Below are 22635 nucleotides of genomic sequence, written 5' to 3' on the forward strand. Positions count from 1 at the left end.
GGCCAGGCGCCGGTGGCGGGGAGCCGGAGGACGGCGCCGACCCGCGCGGCGATGGCGGCGTAGCGATCGGCCTCCGCCTGGCCGCCAATTGCCGCGCTCATGCCACTAGCCCCGGGATCTTGCCGAGCAGGTCAGTGGCCTTGGTGGCGAGTTCGACGACCTTGTCGGCGGCGGGCAGAGCACCGATCGCGCGCTGGAACAGGGACTTCGTGGCCTCTGAAATCGGCTGGTTCTCCTCCACCTCCCCTTGGGCGCTGCGGCACGCCTTGCGTAGATCGGCGTAGCGAGACTCCCCGGTGCCGGTTTCTGCGAGCAAGCGCTCGAGCAGCGGCAGCAGCTCGGCCTGCGGGGTGGTCAGGTTGTGCTGATGGGCCTGCGCCGGCCCGGCGGCCATATTGGCGGGACCATTGCCGGAGTGAATGTTGACGTTGAACTGGACGGGTGCGCCTTGGGACTCGGTCATGGTTGTCGACTCCGGTCTGGGGATTGATTGGGTGGACTGCGTTGCTTGCTCGGGAGTCGTCGCGAGGATTCGACGACGCCCGTCGACCGCCTGCAGATGCGCTGCGTACCAGGTCTCCAGCATTTCGCTATCGGCACGTAGCACGGTGCTGGCGCGCCTCGGATCGCCGCAATCGAACAAGACCAGGTTCGGCAACAGCCTCAACAGACCGTTTTTGACGTCTTCCGCCTCACAGGCGCACTGCTCCCAGAGACCGAAGACGTGCGAGTGGCGGCTGTTGTGTCGGGACAGTTCTCTGTTGACTCTCTGGCGAAAGTCCTCGAAGGCACGACTGTCGGTCAGCGCGGGTCTGTCCTGATCGACCGTGCCGAGCGTATCGGCGAATGCGCAGACGAGTTGATGCAGTCGCGCATCGACACTGAGCTGGGTGACGTTGCCAGAACGCACCGCGCGGGTGGAACCCTGGCTGTCGTCGAGCCGTGCCTCGGCGGTGTCCGGGACCGCTCGCACCAGGCGCATGCCATCGAGCCGTCGCGCCCGATCGATCAGCGCCCGGAAGGGCCACGCCTTGGATTCACCGTGATGCTGGTGCCAACGACCGGGAGCAAGTCCGTCATCGGCAGCGGCACAGGCCAGGATGATCGTCCGGAGAAACAGCCCCAGGGTATCCAGGTGATCGGCCGTCGCGGCGCGGGCGATGGTCTCGTCGAGCGGGATGTCGACCAGATTGTTGAAGTCAGCGAGTCTGCCCTCGTCCAGCAACCGGGCGATGTGCGCGGCCTGAGTCAGGGCATCAGGCAGACCCGACTCGCGCTCGGCGATGCGCTCGACGAGCCCAGTTGCATCGCAGGCAGCAAGCGCACGCCGAATCGGCGCCGGATCGATGGTCGGGAAATATTTGGCCCGACGCAGCCGGTCGGCCGCATCGCGGGCACGCTGGGCATGTGGGGACTGCCCGTTGGCGTCCAGGTCGCGGGCATGATTCTCGGTCAGCTGGATCGGGCAAACACCGACCTCTTTCGCCAGATCCTCGTAGCGCACCTGCTGCGGGGTGTCTGAACCACACCGCTCCAGCCGCTGGATCGTCTTGACGTTGACATTCAGCGCCGCAGCCAGCGCCTCTTGCGTGAGTCCATCGGGTTCGACGGCCTCTCGCGGCCCCCTCAACCAATTGCTGCCCATGGTCCGGCTCCCTTCGATGGGATCGGCGACGGGCCGATCCTCGACACAAAATCTAGCCAGAATCGGTTGCCGGCGACAGGACAGACACCGGACAAGATTCAGCCGATAGAGGACATACGCTGGCTTTCGAGAACCAGCGGCTTGCCTGAAACGGCGAATTCGCCACGGCACCGACCGAAATCGACCCATTCGGAACACACCGAAAGGCGGATGTACCTTTCCGTCACTTTTCCGACCGAGCCTAACGGCCAAACGCGGGGCAATCCTCAGCGCAGACAGGCCGCCGCGCTGCGATCTGCCAAGGCCAAGGACGCTCGGGTCCCTGCTCCTGGCACTCGACTTGCTGTGCTAGGCAGATCGTACCCGCAGCATCCGCTCCGCCATTTATGACAGACACACCCACGCTCGAACTCGACCTCGACGAGATACAGGCAGATTTCACCCATTGCTTCACCGGCGAATGCCGAGTGAATGTGCTGCCGATCCTGCACAAGATCGGTCATGTCAGCACCCGCAACGCCGACCTCTCGGCGCTGCTCGCCATCATCCTGGAGGTGATGCAGCAGCCACTGAAGATGCACCGAGGGATGGTCATGCTCTACGACCGTCACTCGGACACCATCGGAATCCATGACAGCTTCGGACTCACCGAGGAGGAGAAGGGGCGCGGCATCTACGCGCCCGGCGAAGGCGTCACCGGCAAAGTGGTCGAGACCGGCAAGGCGATCGTCGTCCCCCGACTGAACGAAAGCCTGGACTTTCTCGATCGCACCCGGGCACACGCCGAGCGTGGCAGCGCCAACGCATCCTTCATCTGCGTGCCCATCATGCGCGCCGAAAAGGTCCTGGGAACCCTCTGTGCCGAGCGCATCTACATGAGCCGACGCCTGCTGGATCAGGACGTCAAGCTGCTCGCAACCATCGCCTCCATGATTGCGCCCGTGGTCGAGCTGTATCTGCTTGAAAACATCGACAAGGTGCGTCTGGAGAACGAGAACCGTCGGCTCAAGAACGCCCTGAAGCGCCGCTTCAAACCGTCCAACATCATCGGCAACTCCAAACCGATGCAGCAGGTCTACGAGCACATCCGCAAGGTGGCCGGAACGCGCGCGACCGTGCTCATCCTCGGCGAAAGCGGCGTCGGCAAGGAACTGGTCGCCAGCGCCATCCACTACAACAGCCCCTACGCCGAAGGCCCATTCGTCAAATCCAACTGCGCCGCCTTCCCGGAAAACCTGGTCGAAAGCGAGCTCTTCGGTCACGAGAAGGGGTCCTTCACCGGCGCAATAGCGACCCACAAGGGCTGCTTCGAGCAGGCCAACGGCGGCACCATCTTTCTCGACGAGGTCGGGGAACTGAGTCTGGCCAACCAGGCCAAGCTGCTGCGGGTACTACAGGAGCGCAGCTTCAAGCGGATCGGCGGGATCAATCCGGTCAGGGTCGAACTGCGCATCATCACCGCCACCAACCGCAACCTGATCGAGATGGTCGAGAACGGCACCTTCCGCGAGGACCTCTACTACCGGCTCAATGTCTTCTGCATCACCCTCCCGCCGCTACGCGAGCGCGGCAGCGACGTCATCACCCTGGCCGACCACTACGTCAACCGCTTTGCCGCCGAGAACGGCAAAAGCGTCAAGCGCATCGCGACCCCGGCGCTCAACATGCTGATGAGCTATCACTGGCCCGGCAACGTGCGCGAGCTGGAGAACGTCATCGAGAGCGCGGTAATCCTGTCCGACGACGGGGTCATACACAGCTACGACCTGCCGCCCTCGATTCAGACCTCGCACGAGAGCGGCACCACCAACGCGCTCACGCTGGAAGACAAGCTGCGCGCAGTCGAATACGAAATGATCGTCGAGGCGTTGAAGAACAACAACGGCAACGTCGGCGAGACCGCCAAGGAACTCGGGCTCACCCGCCGCATGCTGGGCATCCGCATGCAAAGACACCGCATCAGCTACAAGACCTTCCGCACCCGAGTCACCGACGCACTCGACTGACCCCTACGCTCCACCGAAGGCTTATCCGCCTTCGCCTCCCTTCCCTCCCTTCCCTCCCTTCCCTCCCTTCCAGGTCCCCGGCTCCACCTCGGGGCATCCCCTGCTTCATGCGCTCACTGGCTGACCGATGCTCAATCGGTCAGCGCCTTCCATCTTGAATCCGACGTTGAGCCTGCGTTGCCGCGCCGGGTTGCCACTCGGCCGCCGGTCTTGCTCCCAGGAAACGCCGCCGATCCAGCGAACCAGTTCAGACAGCTCCATCAGCAGCCGATCCGCATGACGAAACCCGAATTGACGTCTCGCGAACAATCCCACCGAAATTGCACCCGAGAGGTAACTCTTTCGAAATGGCAGCTCCAAAAACCGAATGATATTTCGTTCATCCAGGAACAAAAAACGCCGAATAAATATTCCGAGTTGGCTTTAGCTTCATCAAAAAACAGCGCCAGCCATATCAAGTCATTTTATTTCAACGACTTCCACAAAACGCAGCGAGTGAGCGCACCAGCCACGGATCGGAAACTCAATTCCTGGCACACCCGTTGCAAATAGATTCATGCCGGGGCGATCTCCCAATCCGGCCGAATCTTCACTCACTCTCATTGATTCAATAAAGACCGAATAGGAAACCGAAATCATGACACGCAAAGTCGCTATCTACGGCAAGGGCGGTATCGGCAAGTCCACCACCACGCAGAATACGGCTGCGGCACTCGCTCATTTCCATGGACAGAAGGTCTTCATTCACGGCTGCGACCCCAAGGCGGATTCCACGCGCTTGATTCTGGGCGGCAAGCCGCAGCAAACGCTCATGGACGTGCTGCGCGACAAGGGCGCGGAGAAAATCACCAACGACCAGGTCATCAAGGCCGGATTCAAGGATATCCGCTGCGTGGAGTCTGGCGGTCCGGAGCCGGGCGTCGGCTGTGCCGGCCGTGGCGTCATCACCGCTATCGATCTCATGGAGGCGCGCGGCGCCTATACCGATGATCTGGACTTCGTCTTCTTCGACGTGCTCGGCGACGTGGTCTGCGGCGGTTTCGCCATGCCGATTCGCGATGGCAAGGCACAAGAGGTCTATATCGTCGCCTCGGGCGAGATGATGGCCATCTATGCCGCCAACAATATCTGCAAGGGCCTGGTGAAATATGCCAAGCAAAGCGGCGTGCGCCTGGGCGGCATCATCTGCAATAGCCGCAAGGTCGACGGCGAACGCGAATTCCTGGAGGAGTTCACCGCCGCCATCGGCACCAAGATGATCCATTTCGTACCACGCGACAATATCGTACAGAAGGCCGAATTCAATAAGAAGACGGTCACCGAATTCAACCCCGAGGAAAACCAGGCGCGCGAATACAGCGAACTCGGACGCAAGATCATCGAAAACGAGGACCTGGTAATTCCCAATCCGCTCAGCATGGAGCAGCTCGAAGACATGGTCGTCAAATACGGGCTCATGGATTAATCGGCGAGAGACGGGAGTCAATGCAATGAAAATGATTCGAGCGATCGTACGTCCGGACGCCGCAGACAGTGTCGCCGAGGCACTCGCCGATGCGGGCTTCTACTCCATGACTCAGGTCCACGCCTTCGGGCGCGGCAAGCAGAAAGGGATCTCGCTCGGCAGCATCCGTTATGACGAGCTGCCCAAGACCATGATCCTGATGGTGGCCGAGGACGATGACGTCGAGGAGATCGTCAAGCTGGTCAATTTCAAGGCCTACACCGGCAACTTCGGCGACGGCAAGGTCTTCGTCTCCCCGGTCGATGAAGCCTTCACGGTGCGTACCGGCCAACCCGGGCTCTGAGGCCGGAGGATCCCATGAAAGAGATCATCGCCATCATCCGACCCAAAAAGGTCGCCGCCACCAAGGCGGCGCTTGAGGAGCTCGGTTTCCCCTGCTTCACCGCCATCCCGGCGACCGGGCGCGGCAAACAGCGCGGAATCGCCAACGAGGTCAGCTGCGAACTGCCGGCCGAGCTGCAGGGACAGGGCCGCTCGCGGGGCATGAAGTACATCCCCAAGCGCCTGCTGAGCATCGTGGTCGGCGACACCGACGTCCAGCCGGTGGTGCAGGCCATCATCCAGGTCAATCGCACCGAGCAGATCGGAGACGGTCGGGTCTTCGTCTGCCCGATCGACGACGCCGTTCGGGTCCGGACCAAGGAAACCGGCGAGCACGCCATCCTTTAACCGCCATTCGGAGCGCCCATTCGGAGCACCAGCCATGCCATACCATGAATTCGAATGCAGCACCTGCATTCCCGAGCGCAAGAAGCACGCGGTCGTCAAAGGACCGGGCGAGACCCTGGCCGACGCCCTGCCCCTCGGCTATCTCAACACCATCCCCGGAACCATCTCCGAGCGCGGCTGCGCCTACTGCGGCGCCAAGCACGTGATCGGCACGCCGATGAAGGACGTGATCCACATCAGTCACGGTCCGGTCGGCTGCACCTACGACACCTGGCAGACCAAGCGTTACATCAGCGACAACGACAACTTCCAGCTCAAGTACACCTTCGCCACCGACGTGAAGGAGAAGCACATCGTCTTCGGTGCCGAAAAGCTCTTGAAGCAGAACATCATCGAGGCGTTCAAGGCGCATCCCGACATCAAGCGGATGACCATCTATCAGACCTGCGCCACGGCCCTGATCGGCGACGACATCGACGCCATCGCCCAGGAGGTCATGGAAGAGCTGCCGGACGTCGACATCTTCGTCTGCAACTCGCCCGGCTTCGCCGGCCCGAGTCAGTCCGGCGGTCACCACAAGATCAACATCGCCTGGATCAAGAACAAGGTCGGCACGGTCGAGCCCGAAATCACCAGCGACTACGTGATCAACTACGTGGGCGAGTACAACATCCAGGGCGACCAGGAGGTGATGCAGGACTTCTTCAAGCGTATGGGGATCCAGATCCTCTCCACCTTCACCGGCAACGGCTCCTACGACGACCTGCGTGCCATGCACAAGGCGCATCTCAACGTCCTGGAGTGCGCCCGCTCGGCCGAATACATCTGCAACGAGCTGCGCGTGAAGTACGGCATCCCGCGCCTGGACATCGACGGCTTCGGTTTCGAGCCGCTGGGCAACTCGCTGCGCAAGGTCGGTCTCTTCTTCGGCATCGAGGACCGTGCACAGAAGATCATCGACGAGGAAACCGCGCGCTGGAAGCCCGAGCTCGACTGGTACAAGGCGCGCCTGACCGGCAAGAAGGTCTGCCTCTGGCCGGGCGGCTCCAAGCTCTGGCACTGGGCGCACGTCATCCACGATGAAATGGGCCTGGACGTGGTCTCGGTCTACACCAAGTTCGGCCATCAGGGCGACATGGAGAAGGGCATCGCCCGCTGCGAGCAGGGCGCGCTCGCCATCGACGACCCCAACGAGCTGGAAGGTCTGGAGGCCATGAACAGGCTCCAGCCGGACATCATCTTCACCGGCAAGCGTCCCGGCGAGGTAGCCAAGAAGATCCGCGTGCCCTATCTGAACGCCCACGCCTATCACAACGGCCCCTGGAAGGGCTGGGAGGGCTGGGTCCGTTTCGCCCGCGACATCTACAACGGCATCTACTCGCCGATCCACGAACTCTCCAAGCTCGACATCAGCAAGGACGAGATCCCGACCGACAAGGGCTTCAAGACCGCGCGCATGATCTCGGACGCCGACCTGCCCGAGGCGGTCAGGAACGATCCCAACCTGCGACGCTACACCGGCAAGTACGACATGGTCGCCGAGCTGCGCGAGCGCACCTATCCCGAGTTCGCGCGCCAGGGTGCCCAGGAGGCTGCGGCATGAGCGACCTGAAGACCGAACGGATCGAGCAGATGCTCGACTACATCATGAAGAAGTGCCTGTGGCAGTTCCACTCGCGCGCCTGGGACCGGCGCGACCAGAACCAGGGCATTCTGAGCAAGACCACCCAGTTGCTGTGCGACGAGCACGTCGCGCTGGAGACCCCTGCCGACCGCTGCTACTGGGTCGACGCGGTCTGTCTGGCCGAGGCATTCCGGGAACGTTTGCCCTGGCTGGCCGGGATGAGCGTGCCCGAGATCAAGGATCTGATGCAGGGGCTGCACGAGCGGCTCGACTATCTGACCATCGACGGTTCGCTCAACGAAGAGCTGACCGACCAGATGTACTGACCGGGGATCGAACACCATGCATTGCGAACTCAAAGAGAAAGACCGGATCGGGACCATCAACCCGATCTTCACCTGCCAGCCGGCCGGCGCCCAGTACGCCAGCATCGGCATCAAGGAGTGCATCGGCATCGTCCATGGCGGCCAGGGCTGCGTCATGTTCGTGCGATTGCTGATCTCGCAGCACCTGAAGGAGAGCTTCGAGATCGCCTCCTCCTCGGTGCACGAGGACGGCGCGGTGTTCGGCGCGCTCGACCGCGTCGAGCAGGCAGTGGACGTGCTGCTGATGCGCTATCCGCACGTCAAGGTGGTGCCCATCATCAGCACCTGCTCGACCGAGGTCATCGGCGACGACATCGACGGCGTGGTGCGCAAGCTCAACGAGGGGCTGCTGCAGGAAAAGTACGCGGGACGCGAGGTCCACCTCATCCCCATCCACACCCCGAGCTTCGTCGGCAGCATGGTCAGCGGCTACGACGTCGCGGTGAGAGACTTCGTCAAGTACTTCGCCGAGCCCGGCGAGCCCGGCGAGCCCAACGGCAAGGTCAACCTGATCACCGGCTGGGTCAACCCCGGCGACGTCAAGGCGCTCAAACATCTGATGACCGAGATGGACATCCAGGCCAACGTGCTGTTCGAGATCGAGAGCTTCGATTCGCCGCTGATGCCCGACGGCAACTACGTCTCGCACGGCAGCACCACCATTGAGGATCTCAAGAGCACCGGCAGCGCCAGCGCCACCCTCGCGCTCAACCGCTATGAGGGGGGCCAGGCGGCCAAGTACCTGGAAAGCGAGTTCAACCAGCCGACCATCGTCGGTCCGACCCCGATCGGCATCCGCAACACGGATACCTTCCTGGCCAACCTGAAGACGCTCACCGGCAAGCCGATCTCGCACTCGCTGGTAGTGGAACGGGGCATCGCCATCGATGCCCTGACCGACCTCACGCACATGTTCCTGGCCGACAAGCGGGTCGCCATCTACGGCAATCCGGACCTGGTGATCGGACTCGCCGAGTTCTGTCTGGACCTGGAGATGAAGCCGGTCCTGCTGCTGCTCGGCGACGACAACGCCAATTACCCGGACGATCCGCGCATCCAGGCGATCCAGCAGAACGTCGACTACCCGATGGAGATCATCACCAACGCCGACCTGTGGGATCTGGAGAACCGGGTCAAGAACGAGGGGCTGGAGCTGGACCTGATCCTCGGGCACTCGAAGGGGCGCTTCGCGGCGATGGAATGCAACGTGCCGATGGTGCGGGTGGGCTTCCCGACCTACGACCGGGCCGGTCTCTACCGCTACCCGGTGGTCGGGTACGAGGGCGCGGCCTGGCTCGCCGAGCAGATGGCCAACACCCTCTTCACCGACATGGAATACAAAAAGAACAAGGAGTGGGTACTCAACGTCTGGTAGCCGCAACCGCGCCCCGTCACTGACACCGGCCCGACCGCTCCCCGCACGGGAGCGGCGCGCCCCAACCACCAGCAGGTTCGATGATGTCACTCGTCCTCTTCGAAACGCACGAGAAGAAACTCCAGCGCTGCCTGACCGACGCCCGAGGCTATCACCAGCGCGCTGTGCAATTCGCCACCGACGGCGAGCGCGCGAGCCTCGTCTTCAACATCGCCGCCGTGGCGATCGAGGCCTATCTGATCGCGCTCTGTGCCCGTCACGAGATCCTGCCGTTCAATCACGACTACGGCAGTCTGGTGACAGTCGCCGAGGAAGCCGTGACGTTCACGCCCGAGCTGAAGACGGCCATCCTCTCGCTCGACACAATCTTCGGCATCTGCTCGCTCGAGAACTACCACCACGGCACACCGATCCAGATCGACGCCGATCGCACCCTGACCATCTGCGACGCGCTGTCGCAGATGTTCGAGCCACCTCACACCGCCGACACGCCGTCACTGCGGGCCGGACAGGTCTAACGGAATCCAGAGCATGACCACGAACCAACCCCAATCCGCGCGGCACCCGCACGCCGCCATGCGGCGCAGCGACCGCGAGATCACCGAACGCGCCGAGATCGACGCCATCATCCAATCGACCCGGGTCATGAATCTGGCCCTATCGGACGCGAACGTCCCCTTCGTCGTCCCGGTCTTCTACGCCTACGACGGGCGCTCGCTCTTCATCCACTCGGCCAAGGGCGGCAGCAAGATCGGCATCATGCGTCGCAACGACAAGGTCTGCTTCGCCATCTCGGTCGACCAAGGGGTCATCGAGAGCGACCAGGCATGCGACTTCGAGGCCAAACACCGCACCGTCATCGGCTTCGGCCGCGCCTGCTTCATCGAGGACGAGGCCGAAAAGATCGCTGCGCTCGATCGCATCGTCGCCCGTTTCAGCGAGCACGCCTTCACCTATCCCAAGACCAATCTCGACGCTACCGCCGTGATCCGGATCGAGATCGAATCCATCAAGGGCAAGAGCCACGGCTTCGGCTAAACGCGCAACCGCCTCCACGCACGACCGGGAAATCGCCGTACCGACCGTCCACGTCCATCGGGAGAGTCAACGATGAAGATTGCCGCCTGCATCGACAGCCAGGGCCAGCCCCTGTCGCCACAAGAGCCGGGCGTCCTGCGCCTCTTCGCGCACCAGGACGGCACCTGGCAACAGCTATCGGATACCGCCTTCAAGGGCATCGGCGCGGGCTCGATCAGCGAGCTCACACAACGCACCGAACAGCTCGGCAGCCTGCTCGACGGCGCCGAGGCGCTGCTGGTGCGCGACGTCAAGGGCATCGCCGTCACCCTGCTGCAGAACCTGGGACTGCGTCTGTGGCGCCTCGACGGACCGCCCGAGGCCGCACTCGACGCGGTCCGGCATGAGATCGAACAGTCCGCAATCGAAATGCCGGACCCGGCCCGATTCTTCGAGTCAGGCGACAGCAAGGGCACCTATCGAATCGACCTCGCCGCCGTGCTCGCCAGCGATTCCAGCCTCAACTCACAGATCGTCCTCATTCCATTCCTGGAGCAGACCGACTTCAGACGACTAGAGGTCGTCTGCGACCACCCGCCGCGCTGGCTCGACAAACAGCTACCGGCGCTCGGCCTCGACTGGGAGCAGCAGGAGACCCAGGACAGCGCCTACCGGCTCCTCATTCGCCCAATCGGGGAGCGGACGATCACCTCACCGCCCCCAACGATTGGATGCGGCAACCACGGCAAAGCTCACGCCCCCGGGCGCACGGGCGGCGGTTGCCAGGGAGGCGGCTGCGCCTAGCGAAAGCCCCAACGCAAACGTTGCACACCAAGGAGTGGTCGCAGCTCCAAGCAAAACCCCACCATCAGCACGACGCGCGCTGTCGGCGTTCGCTACCTGCAGATTGGGCGAAATGTCTCAGGTGCGGACAAGCACGCCTTTTCCGTTGGAGGCAGCTGTCGACGGGACAGTTAGGTTCTGACCTCCCTGACGAGAACGAGGATTCGATCACCTCTTCGCAGTCGTCCAGCGTGGCCAAGATGTCGCCCGGTGACATGTCCATTCTCCAAACGATGGGGGCTGTTTGTGGGGGCCGGGGCGGTTTTGTGCTCTTGTGAGTGATCGGTCGCCAGGCGTGGGTTGTGGTCTCAAAGGGTCTGCAAGAGCTGGCGGTATTGGTTTTCGTCGAGACCGGCTTCGGAGCCGAGGGAGTCGATGCGCTGCTGGGCTTCGGTCTCATCGAGTGACATTTCTTTGAGCAAGGTTCGGTAATTTTGAAATGCCGCGCTCAGATGCGGATGAGCGTATCCATTCTGTCGGGTAAAGATCAGAAAGATGACGACATGTCGCCGCATCAGCGGTTCGGCCTCGCCCAGGCGGTTGGTGGCCTGAAGGAGGTGGGCCAGGTTGTTGAGGTCGACAGCGACATCAGGATGCTCGGGGCCGTAGCTCGCCTCGTCGATCGACAGCGCGCGGCGCATCAGCGGCTCGGCATCGCCCAGGCGGTTGGTGGCTTGAAGGAGCTGGGCCAGGTTGTTGAGCGCCGTGGCGACGTTGGGATGCTCAGGGCCGTAGCTCACCTCGAAGATGCCGACCACGCGCCGCATCAGCGGCTCGGCCTCGCCCAGGCGGTTGGTGTCCTGAAGGAGCTGGGCCAGGTTGTTGAGCCGGATGGCCACCTTGGGATGCTCGGGGCCGTAGCTCGCCTCGTCGATCGACAGCGCTCGGCGCATCAGCGGCTCGGCATCGCCCAGGCGGTTGGTGGCCTTCAGGAGCTGGGCCAGGTTGTTGAGCCGGATGGCCACATTGGGATGCTCGGGGCCGTAGCTCGCCTCGTCGATCGACAGCGCTCGGCGCATCAGCGGCTCGGCCTCGCCCAGACGATTGGTGGCCTGAAGGAGCTGGGCCAGGTTGTTAATCACCGTCGCTTCGTCGGTCTTTTCGGTCACCAGCAGCCGAGCCTGCTGGAAGGATCGCTCCGCCTGCTTCCAATCGGCCTGATCGAGCGCCAGCATGCCAAGCCGGTTGTGCGGTTCCCACCAGCCGTGATCCAGTGCGATCGCCTGCTCGATGGCAGCCCGCGCTTCCGTGCGTTCCAGCCGTGTCTCATGCAGATCCGCTTTGAACAGCGCCGCCTCGGCCAGCTCGCGGGCACGGGCTTTGTGGCGCTCGCCTGCCTCTTCGAGCCGCTGGGTGAGCAGTTCCAAGGCTGCCTCGACGCCGCGCTCCTGCGCCACCCGGGCGGCCTCGGCGGTGAGGGATTGGCGCTCGGTCTCCGAAATCCGCTGAACGAAGGCCACCGCCTGATCGAGCTGCCCCTCGGCCTCCTCACGCCAGCGGTAGAGCCCGTCGATCTGCGGTGCCCGAGCGCCCGTCTTCTTGAGCCTGGCGAGCTTGGCCTGGAAGGTCTCCTCGATCTGGGCTCCCATCCGGGCCTTGAGGGCCACCGGATCGAACAGGACGTGGCGCGTCTGCCATTGCTGCCAGCCCAAGCCTCCGACGGCGCCCAGCACCACCAGGATGAGCATGGCGAGCACCCAATGCCGCCACCGGGAGCGGCGCTCATGGGTGGTCTGGGCCTGCTGAATCTGCTCCAGGGCCTGGGTGATGTGCTCGGACGACGCCCATACAAGCCCGGTGGGGATGGTGGCGTCCCAGGGGACTGCTGGCGGGGCCTGGCTCGGCTCCGGGAGGGGCAAGGGTGGCCAGGATCGGCCCTGAGCGAGACGCTCGCGGAGGTCCAGATAGCCGGCGTCGGCCGGCACCGTCCCCGCGATCAGGTAGTGCGAGGCATCGCGCACCGTCTCCGGGATCTGATCGGTGTCCTCGGGGCGCAGGATGAGCGGGATGAAACCGGTGTTGACCTCGCGGTAGTAGAGGACGTTGTGGATGACCTTGGCCTCCCACTTGACCCCGCGTCCCTGGCCGTAGGTCTCCAGCCCGAGAAAGCGCTGGCGGTAGGTGGCGGTGCAGACCAGGAGGGTGAAGTCGGCGGCGAGGATCTGCTCGGCGCACCAGCGCGGCCAGCCCTGGGACGGTCCCTGGGGGGATTCGGTCTCAAAGCGGTCCAGCCGGGCATCGAGGCCGTCCCGGCGCAACTGCAGGGCCAGCTGCAGCACCCGTTCGGCATGCTCGGGGCTGTCGTGGCTGTAGCTGATGAAGATCCGTGGCGGTCTGGAGGATGTGTCACCGGTGCTCATGGGGGCTCCCTGACGGCGTGTCTGGGGGCATGATAGCGGTGGACTCGAATGGCGTGTACCCCACGTCCTGGCGCGGAGGGTTATTGCCGGATGAGCCACCACCCAATGGCGACCAGGACGATCAGGAAGCCATAGAACCCCCATACCGAGAATGATTTGGCGGCCTCCTTACGGTGCTGCCCTATGCGGCCTTCTGGAGCCACGGCGTAGAGGTCTTCCGGCTGTAACTGTCCGGTGTGCAGTTTCTCGAGGAAGGCGTTGTAGGAGGCTCGGAATGCCTTCTCCAGCGCTAGGTAGTAGGCATCCAGCACGAAGAACAGGATCGACGGGAACAGCGCGACCCAGACAAGCTCGGGTTTATCCTTGTCCGCCATCAAGACGAGAATCGCCGAGACAATGGTGATGCACCAGGTCTTGCAGGAACTGCTGTTCGCGGCCATGCGCTGAATCACACCTTGCATGATTTGCAGGTGCGATTGGACGGAGGCGGATTCGTCGGTCAAGCCTTGTCCAGTACTTCCACTCATACAGTCACCTTGATCGAATCATCGCTGAATGTTTGATCGGTTTGTCTCCCGATCCACTGCAACCAGTTGGTCAACCCGTGAATCTGCTACTTGTCCAGCTCCGCTGGCCAGACCTTCGGGGCCTGTGGGTGGGCGAGTTCCGGCACCCCGTGCCGTGGGCGCCGTCGTATTGGGCGTAGCTGATGAGCACCCTGGGCGGGTTGTCGGACCTGTCACCAGTGGTCTGGGGGGCATGATAGCGGTGAGGATAGGTGCGGGGTAGACCTGCGGCGCATCAAGCCTGCCAGCCGTCAGCGGAGATAGCCCGCGTAGGGCGTAATAGCGATAGCGTATTACGCCGCATGGTTGGCAGGCGGCTCACCTCAAGACACAACAAACGCCGCATGTCCCTCGCACGTCGAATTGCGTCTTTGTGCCACCAATCCGATGAACCTGTGCCAATGTCCTTCCGGCGCAATACGCTGCGCTATTGCGCCCTACGAACCAGGCTGCGTAGGGCGTAATAGCGATAGCGTATTGCGCCGCATGGTTGGCAGGCAGCTCACCTCAAGACGCAACAAACGCCGCATGTCCTTCGCACGTCGAATTGCGTCTTTGTGCCACCAATCCGATGGACCTGTGCCAATGTCCTTCCGGCGCAATACGCTGCGCTATTGCGCCCTACGAACCAGGCTGCGTAGGCATCAATCGCGAATGCTCGACGGCTCGAGTCGGGCTGAGATAGCCCCGACCCGAGCCGTGTCTTCCTAGCCTTGCTTCAGGTCGAAGCGGTCGGCTGTCATCACTTTGCTCCATGCGGCAACGAAGTCGCGGACGAATTCCTCGTCACCGTCTGCCGATGCATAGGCTTCGGCGACGGCACGCAGCTCTGCATTCGATCCGAAGATCAGGTCCACCGGCGTCGCTGTCCACTTCAGCTCACCCGAGGCGCGGTCGCGTCCATCGTAGATGCCCTCCTCATCCGCCGACTTCGACCACTGGGTCGACATGTCGAGCAAATTGACGAAGAAGTCGTTGCTCAAGGTGCCGGGGTGGTCCGTGAGCACCCCATGCTTGACGCCGCCGGCGTTGGCACCCAGAGCCCGCATGCCGCCGACGAGTGCGGTCATCTCGGGAACCGTCAGGCCCAGTAGGTCCGCGCGGTCGACCAGCATCTCCGTCGGCGATGCGCCATTGTCACTCCCGAAGTAGTTGCGGAAACCATCTGCGGTCGGTTCGAGGACGGCGAAGGAATCGACATCGGTCTGATCCTGAGTCGCATCCGCTCGACCGGGGTTGAAAGGCACCTCGACCTCGTAGCCGGCAGCCTTGGCTGCTTGCTCGATCGCGGCAGCGCCACCGAGAACGATGAGGTCGGCGAGGGAGACCTGCTTGCCGCCGGTCGTCGAGGCATTGAAGTCCTTTTGGATACCTTCCAGCGTCTCCAGCACCTTCGCCAGTTCCGGCGGATCATTGACCGGCCAATCCTTCTGCGGTGCCAGACGAATACGCGCGCCGTTGGCTCCTCCACGCATGTCCGAGTCGCGATAGGTGGCGGCCGATGCCCACGCGGTCCGCACCAGCTCCGCTGGGGAAAGACCGGAGTCGAGGATCGTCTGCTTGAGATCGGCGATATCCTGTGCGTCGACCAGTTGGTAGTCGACCTGAGGGATCGGGTCCTGCCAAATCAGCATCTCATCGGGCACCTCGGAGCCGAGGTAGCGTGCGCGCGGTCCCATGTCGCGGTGCGTCAGCTTGAACCAGGCCTTGGCGAAGGCGAGTTCGAATTCCTCGGGGTTATCCAGGAAGCGTTTGGAGATCTCGCGGTATTTCGGATCGAACTTCAGTGCCAGATCCGTCGTGAACATCATCGGGGCGTGCCGCTTGCCCGCGACATGGGCGTCCGGAACCGTGTCGGCACCCGCTCCGTCCTTGGGCGTCCACTGAATGGCGCCGGCCGGGCTGCGGGTCTGTTCCCAGTCGAAGTTGAAGAGGTTCGTCAGATACAGCATCGTGAACTGCGTCGGGGCTTGGGTCCAGGCGCCTTCCAGTCCGCTGCCGATGGTGTCCTCGGCATTGCCCTTACCGCATCTGTTGGCCCAGCCGAGTCCCTGCTGCTCGATAGGCGCCGCAGCCGGCTCGGGACCCACGCACTCGGACGGCTTGCCCGCGCCGTGGGTCTTGCCGAAGGTGTGGCCGCCGGCGATCAGGGCGACGGTCTCTTCATCGTCCATGGCCATGCGGCCGAAGGCCACGCGGATCTGCTTTGCGGCCGCGAGCGGGTCCGGGTTGCCGCCGGGACCTTCCGGATTCACATAAATGAGCCCCATCTGCGTGGCGGCGAGTGGGTTTTCCAGCTTCCCTTGTTCGTCGTAACGCTTCCGTCCCAGCATCTCGGCTTCCGGGCCCCAGTTGATGATCTCAGGCTCCCAGTCGTCCGCTCGGCCGCCGGCGAAGCCAAAGGTCTTGAAGCCCATGTCCTCCATGGCGACGGTACCGGCCAGAACCATCAAGTCGCCCCAGGAGATACTCCGACCGTACTTCTGTTTGATCGGCCAGAGCAGACGCCGCGCCTTGTCGAGGTTGACGTTGTCGGGCCAGCTATTGAGCGGGTCGAAGCGCTGCTGGCCGCCACCGGCGCCGCCGCGCCCGTCCGCGACGCGGTAGGTGCCGGCGCTGTGCCAGGCCATGCGGATGAACAGAGGTCCATAGTGGCCGAAGTCGGCCGGCCACCAGTCCTGAGAGGTGGTCATCATGGCCTTGAGGTCCTTCTTCACGGCATCGAGATCCAGGCTGGCGAATGCCTTGGCGTAATCGAAGTGCTCGCCGTACGGATTGGACGCCGGGTCATGGTCGCGCAGCGGCTGGAGGTTAAGCTGATCGGGCCACCAGAACTGGTTGGGCCTCGGCTTGCCGGACGCCATGGCCGGGGCCTGTGTGTCGGCCATGGCCGCATCCTTGGTCGACGGGGTCGCGTTCGCGCCTTCCGTGCGCGCGACATCGACTCGACTGGACTTCTTCTGGACCCAGTCGAACGAGGGAAGAGAGAGACCAAATTCTGCGTGGGCCTTGCGTGGGGGCTGGTCAGACTCGGTTTCGGCTTGGGCGACTAGGGCTGCGGGTGCGGTGAACAGCGCCGCCATGATGGCGGCGGAGAGGGTTGTTCTGTGCATTGAATCGTCTCCTCGTCATTGGTGTATCTCATTTGTTTCGCGCGGCGTCGGCATGAATTCCAGCGTGCTCGTACTCCAACGCCGACCCGCGCCGTACACGAATAGAGCACATGAGTCCATGCCCTTCGTGCCTCAACAAAAGATAGACCGATCATGACGGCAACCATAATCGGAAATACCGATTCTCATGACAGGTAAGCGCCATAGATGGAACCGGCGCTTCTGGTCTCGACCGATCAACCCATCTGTTCCGCTCCCACCCCGCTCACAATTCCGAACCCGCATGAGATCCGAGCGGAACCCGTTGCAGAACCTCCCGACCAACCAATCGCGATTTATGATCGATTCGACCAAAATAATTTGTTTGATGTGTCGATTCGGTCGGCCTTAGTCTTGCCCGCCATGAAAACGGGCATGACACTCGAACAATTGCGCATCTTCGTCGGCGTCGCCGAGCGCGAGCACATGACCAAGGCTGCGGAGTCACTCAATGTCACGCAGTCAGCGGCGAGCGCCGCCATTGCGGCACTGGAATCGCGCTACGGCGTGGCGCTCTTCCATCGTGTCGGCCGAGGGATCGAGCTGACCGAAGCCGGGCGCGAGTTCCTCGAAGAGGCGCGCGGCGTGCTCGGATCCGTCGCCAGCGCCGAGCTGACCCTGAGCCAGCTCGGCGGCCTGACGCGCGGGACGCTACGCCTGGTCGCGAGTCATACGATCGCGGGATATTGGCTGCCTCGCCACCTGGCGGCATTTCGCGAGCGTCACCCGCGACTCACCGTCGAGGTTGCCGTTGCGAACACCCAACAATCGGCGAAACGCGTGCTGAACGGCATGGCCGAGCTTGGCTTCGTCGAGGGTGCGGTCGAGCATCCGGCGCTCGAACGCTGGCCCCTCGCTCAGGATCGCATGGTCCTGGTGAGCCGGATTCCAGCCGAAGACCTCGGCGAGGACTGGCTCGGAAAGGCACGCTGGATCCTGCGCGAACCCGGATCGGGGACACGCTCGACCTTCGAGGAGATCCTGCGCCAGCGCGGAAAGCGCATCGAGGATCTCGATGTGGCGCTCACCCTGCCATCGAACGAATCGGTCCGTACCGCTGTCGAGGCCGGAGCCGGCATCGCCGTCCTCCCCGAACTCGTCGTCGCGCGCGCCCTGAGCACCGGTGCATTGCACACCATTCCCCTTCCCCTCCCCGAGCGCACCTTCAGCGCCCTTCTGCATCGCGAGCGCCGCGTCAGCCAGGCGGCCAAGGCCCTGCTCGATCTCATCCAGGACAGTCATCCATGACCACCGCCTCTTTCAATAACCGCGCGCAAGGATTCAAGCCCTTTCACCAGCTTGAACACCCGCGAGAGGTCATCCGGCAATTCACCCCGAACTGGTTCGCCGCCACCATGGGGACCGGCATCCTGGCGCTCGCCTTACCGCAAGTGCCAGGGGCACCCGCGCTGTTCTCGCAGCTTGGCGCCGGACTCTGGCTGTTCAACATCGGCCTCTTCCTGCTGTTCACCCTGCTCTACACAGCGCGCTGGATCCTGTTCAGACGCGAGGCCAGCCGCATCTTCGGCCACAGTGTCGTGTCCATGTTCATCGGCACCATTCCAATGGGGCTCGCAACCATCATCAACGGCTTTCTCGTCTTCGGCATACCGCGCTGGGGCGACGACATGATCCTGGTCGCGCAAGGGCTTTGGTGGCTCGATGTTGCTCTATCGATCGGATGCGGCGTCCTCATCCCCTATCTGATGTTCACCCTCCAGGAGCATCGCATCGACCAGATGACCGCCGTCTGGCTGTTGCCCGTAGTCGCCGCAGAAGTCGCCGCCGCCAGCGGCGGGCTGCTCGCACCGCACCTGGCGGACGCAAGCGCCCAGTTCCAAACACTGATGGTCAGCTACGTGCTCTGGGCCTATTCCGTCCCGCTCGCCATGGGAATCCTGGTCATCCTGATTCTGCGCATGGCCCTGCATAAACTGCCACACGTCAACATGGCCGCATCCAGCTGGCTCGCGCTCGGCCCCATCGGCACCGGCGCGCTCGGCATGCTGCTGCTCGGCGCAAGCGCACCGGACATCTTCGCAGCCCAACAATTGCCCGAAATCGGCATCGCCGCAGCCAGCCTCGGCGCCTTGGTCGCCCTTCTGCTTTGGGGATTCGGATTCTGGTGGTTCCTGCTGGCCATTCTGGTGACGATCCGTTACTTCCGCGCCGGCATTCCCTTCAACCTCGGATGGTGGGGCTATACCTTCCCGCTCGGGGTCTACACCCTCGCCACACTCAAGCTCGGCACGCTCTTCCAGGTCAGCTTCTTCTCGATCTTCGGCACCCTACTCGTCGTCGTACTGGCCTCGATGTGGCTGCTGGTCAGCGCGCGCACCCTGCAAGGCGGCTGGAAAGGCTCGCTCTTCGTCTCGCCATGCATCGCGGCGGTCAATTGAGGCCAAACGCACCGAACGGCATCTCGACGTGGGCATAACAAGGATTGCACATCCACCGGAAAAACTCGGGCTAGGATTGCGGCCGAGGGACGGCTATTACATCGCCGAGTACGAGCTGAATGGCCAGGATCGCGCCGATTATGGCGACAAGCTCCTCGACCGGCTCGCGGCGGCGCTCGCGCCCCTCAAAAACCGCAAAGGGAGCGGATTCACGAGATCCGCGACCTAATCCGCCCCCCGCTGTGACCAGCGATGAAATCCCGCGCCGCCTCGCGTAGCGCGACGGCGGCCGGCCAATCGCTGCCCTCGGGTCGGATCGGCGCGCCCAGGGTCACCTCGACCCGGCCAGGCGTGGGACGGAAGCTGTCGCCCGGCATGCGCTCGCGCGTGCCCTTGATGGCGATCGGAATCACGGGCACCCCGGCCTGTGCGGCGGCGGCGAAGGCGCCCATGCGGAACGGCATCAGACCCGGCTGCTCGCGGAAGGTCCCCTCGGGGAAGAAGAGCAGGCTCGCGCCCCGCTCCAGCGCGGCGTTGAGTTGGGCGGATTCGGAGCTGCTGCGCTGCACATCGAAACGATCGACGAAGAGCGTCCCCATGCGCGCCAGATAGCGGCCGACCCAGGGCGTCGCCGTCAGCTCGCGCTTGGCGACGAAGGACACCGGCCGATCGAGCGCCAGGATGAGCGCCAGGGCATCCAGATAGCCCTGATGATTGGCGACCAAAACGCATGGTGACGGAGCCGCGTCCAGGTTCTCGCGCCCCGAGACACGCACCCGCATCCCGGTTAGAGCGCCGAGCAGACGCAAGCCGAATCGGGTGAATGTCCAACGCAGTCCCAGGGTCGGAACCAGCGTGCCCGCGATCCAGAAGCCGGGCGCGAACAGATAGAAGAGCACCCAGGCGTAACGGGCATAGAGGATTCCCGGCAGGTCGCTCACCAGACGCGAGATCCGACCCCAAAGGCCCGAGATGCCGACCCGAGCCAGCTGCCAGACCGGACGCGGCGGACCCTCGAACAGCTTGCCGGCGAGATAGCGCTCGCGCGTGTCGACACGGCGCAGCTTGCCGCTGGAGGTCTTGAGCACGGCGCGCGGCGGTGCCAGCACGATCTCGTCCGGCGGCACGCCCAGGACGTCGGTCGCCAGCTCGCGGGCACGCTGCTGCAGCGCCGTCCGGCGGCCGGGGTCGCGCTCCTTGCTCTCGGCGACGATGACCAGACGCTCGCTGCCCTGCTTGGGATCGGTCGCGGCGAAGGCCACCACGCAGCCATTGCGGATACCGGGCAGTTCGCCCAAGGCCTGCTCGACCTCGTAGGGATAGATGTTGCGACCGCCACGGATGATGAGATCCTTGACCCGCCCGCTCAGATGGATATCGCCCCCGGCCAGATAGGCGCGGTCGCCGGTCTCGTGCCAGCCGTCGCGGATGAGCCGCGCAGTCGCCGCTGGATTGCGGTAATAGCCGCGCGTCGCCGACGGCCCTTGGAACTGAAGCAGCCCCTCGTGACGCTCGGGCAGCTCGCGACCCTCGCCGTCCACCACGCGCACCCTGTATCCAGGCAGCGGACGGCCGCAGGCGACCACCTCCATGGCGTCCGGATCCTCGCAGTCGACCGGCAGCGCGTAGGCCGAATTGGCGAATCTGACCCGATCGATGCAATCGACGCGCGGTCCGCGCTCCACCGGTGGAAAGGCCAGACCGACCGCCGCCTCCGCCAGACCATAAACCGGCGCCAGCGCCTCCTCGCGCAGACCGCAAGGGGCGAAATGCTCGGCGAAACGGCGCAGCGTCTGGGCGCTGACCGGCTCGGCGCCGTTGAAGGCGCGGCGCCAGCAGCTGAGATCGAGCCCTTCCATCTGCGACTCCGAGATGCGGGTCAGACAGAGTTCGTAGGCGAAGTTGGGGGCCGCCGAGAGCGTCCCTCGATGCTGATGGATGGCCTGCAGCCAGCGCCGGGGGCGGGCCAGGAAGGCGAGCGGCGACATGGAGATAAGCGGCACGCCGAAATAGAGGCTGCCGAGCCAAGCCCCAATCAGTCCCATGTCGTGATAGAGCGGCAGCCAGCTGACGAAGACGTCGTCCGCACGGATGGCGATGGCCTCGCCCATGGCCCGGATGTTGGCCAGCAGATCGGCGTGCGACAGGGTCACGCCCTTGGGATCGCCGGTGCTGCCCGAGGTGTACTGGAGGAAGGCGATGTCGTTCGGCTCGGGCGCGGCCCAATCGTCGAGCGGGGTCTCGGTCTCGATGTCTTCGAGCGTCAGCACCTCGCGCAGCGAGCCGACCTGGACCTGCATCACCTTGGCGATGGTGCGCGCCTCGGGGACCGTGATCAGAAAGCTGGTCCCTGCGTTGTCCAGGATACGGGCGTGCCGGCGCAGATGGTCCTCGATCTGCTGGGGTCGCGCCGGCGGATAGATGGGCACGGGCACGCCACCGGCGGCCAGGATGCCGAAGAAGCTGAAGAAATAGTCCGGGCCGGTCGGCAGCATCACGGCGACCGTGTCGCCCGGACTGATCCCGGCATGACGCAGTCGTGCCGCCACCCGCGAGGCACCCTGCGCCAAATCGGCATAGCGGATGGGGTGAGCGCGATCCTCGCCGTCGTAATAGAGAATGTGGGTGCGATCGCCCGCGTGCCGCCGGTGCCAGTCGAGCACCTCAAGCAGGGTGCGCGCGCCGGCCGGAATCTCTAGGTCGTCAGCGCCGGAAGCAATGGATGCAGCGGACAGGTCGGTTTCGGTACCATCCACCCCGCCCTGGATCATCTGGAGCAGATCGCCTGCGGTCGCGGCCATCAGCGCCTGGTCCGGAAGGCGCACGTCGAGCCCCTGCTCCACCCGCGCGATCAGCTCGGAGCGGCTCAGACTGTCGAGCCCGAGATCCGATTCAAGACGGGTATCGAGCCCGATGCCTTCAGGAGGCTCCGGCAGCCTGGATTCACGCGCGAAGGTGCGCAGCAGATCAAGCAACCGATCGGCAGAGTCCGGGGGGAGATTGGAGGCGGTCATAGTCGATGATGTCAGGTAGCACGAGACGGGCCGAGTCTAGCACAGCCCTTGCCACCACCCAGCCGCTCCGCATCC

General features: G+C 63.8%; 17 protein-coding genes. 12 read left to right on the forward strand and 5 right to left on the reverse strand.

Annotated features, from left to right (window positions below; all coding sequences use genetic code 11):
* Positions 1 to 97: 97 nt before the first annotated feature.
* Positions 98 to 1645, reverse strand: coding sequence for a helix-turn-helix domain-containing protein (locus tag THIDRDRAFT_RS16140; protein WP_007041954.1), 1548 nt, complete (start codon positions 1643 to 1645; stop codon positions 98 to 100).
* Positions 1646 to 2031: 386 nt separating this feature from the next.
* On the opposite strand from THIDRDRAFT_RS16140, the gene THIDRDRAFT_RS16145 reads away from it, so the two are divergent.
* The 10 genes from THIDRDRAFT_RS16145 (at position 2032) to anfO (ending at position 11030) form a co-directional block, all read left to right on the forward strand.
* On the forward strand, positions 2032 to 3651 hold the full coding sequence (locus tag THIDRDRAFT_RS16145) for a sigma-54 interaction domain-containing protein (protein ID WP_007041955.1): 1620 nt from the start codon (positions 2032 to 2034) through the stop codon (positions 3649 to 3651).
* A 637-nt stretch (positions 3652 to 4288) separates the two neighbouring features.
* Positions 4289 to 5116: a nitrogenase iron protein gene (nifH, locus tag THIDRDRAFT_RS16155; RefSeq protein ID WP_007041956.1), complete on the forward strand. Its 828-nt coding sequence runs from the start codon at positions 4289 to 4291 to the stop codon at positions 5114 to 5116.
* A gap of 25 nt (positions 5117 to 5141) precedes the next feature.
* A complete protein-coding gene (locus tag THIDRDRAFT_RS16160; protein ID WP_007041957.1) occupies positions 5142 to 5459 on the forward strand; it encodes a P-II family nitrogen regulator in 318 nt (105 codons plus the stop codon).
* Between the two features lie 14 nt (positions 5460 to 5473).
* Entirely contained in the window at positions 5474 to 5845 is a 372-nt protein-coding gene (locus THIDRDRAFT_RS16165; RefSeq protein WP_007041958.1) for a P-II family nitrogen regulator, read from the forward strand.
* Positions 5846 to 5879: 34 nt separating this feature from the next.
* Complete coding sequence (gene anfD / locus THIDRDRAFT_RS16170) at positions 5880 to 7448, forward strand: nitrogenase iron-iron protein, alpha chain (protein WP_007041959.1); 1569 nt, start codon at positions 5880 to 5882, stop codon at positions 7446 to 7448.
* A complete protein-coding gene (anfG, locus tag THIDRDRAFT_RS16175; RefSeq protein ID WP_007041960.1) occupies positions 7445 to 7795 on the forward strand; it encodes a Fe-only nitrogenase subunit delta in 351 nt (116 codons plus the stop codon). The genes anfD and anfG overlap by 4 nt, the downstream gene beginning before the upstream one ends.
* 16 nt (positions 7796 to 7811) lie before the next feature.
* Positions 7812 to 9209, forward strand: coding sequence for a Fe-only nitrogenase subunit beta (gene anfK / locus THIDRDRAFT_RS16180; protein ID WP_007041961.1), 1398 nt, complete (start codon positions 7812 to 7814; stop codon positions 9207 to 9209).
* A gap of 80 nt (positions 9210 to 9289) precedes the next feature.
* The gene (locus THIDRDRAFT_RS16185) at positions 9290 to 9727 is read left to right on the forward strand and encodes a hypothetical protein (protein ID WP_007041962.1); all 438 of its coding nucleotides are present in this window, start codon (positions 9290 to 9292) and stop codon (positions 9725 to 9727) included.
* A 13-nt stretch (positions 9728 to 9740) separates the two neighbouring features.
* On the forward strand, positions 9741 to 10247 hold the full coding sequence (locus THIDRDRAFT_RS16190; RefSeq protein WP_007041963.1) for a pyridoxamine 5'-phosphate oxidase family protein: 507 nt from the start codon (positions 9741 to 9743) through the stop codon (positions 10245 to 10247).
* Between the two features lie 72 nt (positions 10248 to 10319).
* Positions 10320 to 11030: a Fe-only nitrogenase accessory protein AnfO gene (gene anfO / locus THIDRDRAFT_RS16195; protein WP_007041964.1), complete on the forward strand. Its 711-nt coding sequence runs from the start codon at positions 10320 to 10322 to the stop codon at positions 11028 to 11030.
* Positions 11031 to 11377: 347 nt separating this feature from the next.
* On the opposite strand, the gene THIDRDRAFT_RS23970 is transcribed toward anfO, so the two are convergent.
* The 3 genes from THIDRDRAFT_RS23970 to katG all read right to left on the reverse strand — a co-directional run bounded on the left by THIDRDRAFT_RS23970 (position 11378) and on the right by katG (position 16883).
* Positions 11378 to 13429: a tetratricopeptide repeat protein gene (locus tag THIDRDRAFT_RS23970; protein ID WP_007041965.1), complete on the reverse strand. Its 2052-nt coding sequence runs from the start codon at positions 13427 to 13429 to the stop codon at positions 11378 to 11380.
* Between the two features lie 80 nt (positions 13430 to 13509).
* Positions 13510 to 13932 (reverse strand): hypothetical protein, encoded by a 423-nt coding sequence (locus THIDRDRAFT_RS16205; protein ID WP_216725646.1) that lies wholly within the window; start codon positions 13930 to 13932, stop codon positions 13510 to 13512.
* 770 nt (positions 13933 to 14702) lie between these two features.
* Positions 14703 to 16883 (reverse strand): catalase/peroxidase HPI, encoded by a 2181-nt coding sequence (gene katG, locus THIDRDRAFT_RS16210; RefSeq protein WP_050984747.1) that lies wholly within the window; start codon positions 16881 to 16883, stop codon positions 14703 to 14705.
* Positions 16884 to 17522: 639 nt separating this feature from the next.
* Here katG and THIDRDRAFT_RS16215 point away from each other — a divergent pair.
* Both THIDRDRAFT_RS16215 and THIDRDRAFT_RS16220 read left to right on the forward strand, forming a co-directional pair.
* On the forward strand, positions 17523 to 18395 hold the full coding sequence (locus tag THIDRDRAFT_RS16215; RefSeq protein ID WP_040845124.1) for a LysR family transcriptional regulator: 873 nt from the start codon (positions 17523 to 17525) through the stop codon (positions 18393 to 18395).
* Positions 18392 to 19546: a TDT family transporter gene (locus tag THIDRDRAFT_RS16220; RefSeq protein WP_007041969.1), complete on the forward strand. Its 1155-nt coding sequence runs from the start codon at positions 18392 to 18394 to the stop codon at positions 19544 to 19546. Before THIDRDRAFT_RS16215 ends, THIDRDRAFT_RS16220 begins: the two co-directional genes overlap by 4 nt.
* Positions 19547 to 19755: 209 nt before the next feature.
* Here THIDRDRAFT_RS16220 and THIDRDRAFT_RS16225 read toward each other — a convergent pair whose 3' ends face one another.
* The gene (locus tag THIDRDRAFT_RS16225) at positions 19756 to 22560 is read right to left on the reverse strand and encodes a 1-acylglycerol-3-phosphate O-acyltransferase (protein WP_007041970.1); all 2805 of its coding nucleotides are present in this window, start codon (positions 22558 to 22560) and stop codon (positions 19756 to 19758) included.
* Between the last annotated feature and the right edge of the window lie 75 nt (positions 22561 to 22635).

Origin of the sequence: Thiorhodococcus drewsii AZ1 (assembly GCF_000224065.1) — a bacterium.
Lineage (GTDB): Bacteria > Pseudomonadota > Gammaproteobacteria > Chromatiales > Chromatiaceae > Imhoffiella > Imhoffiella drewsii.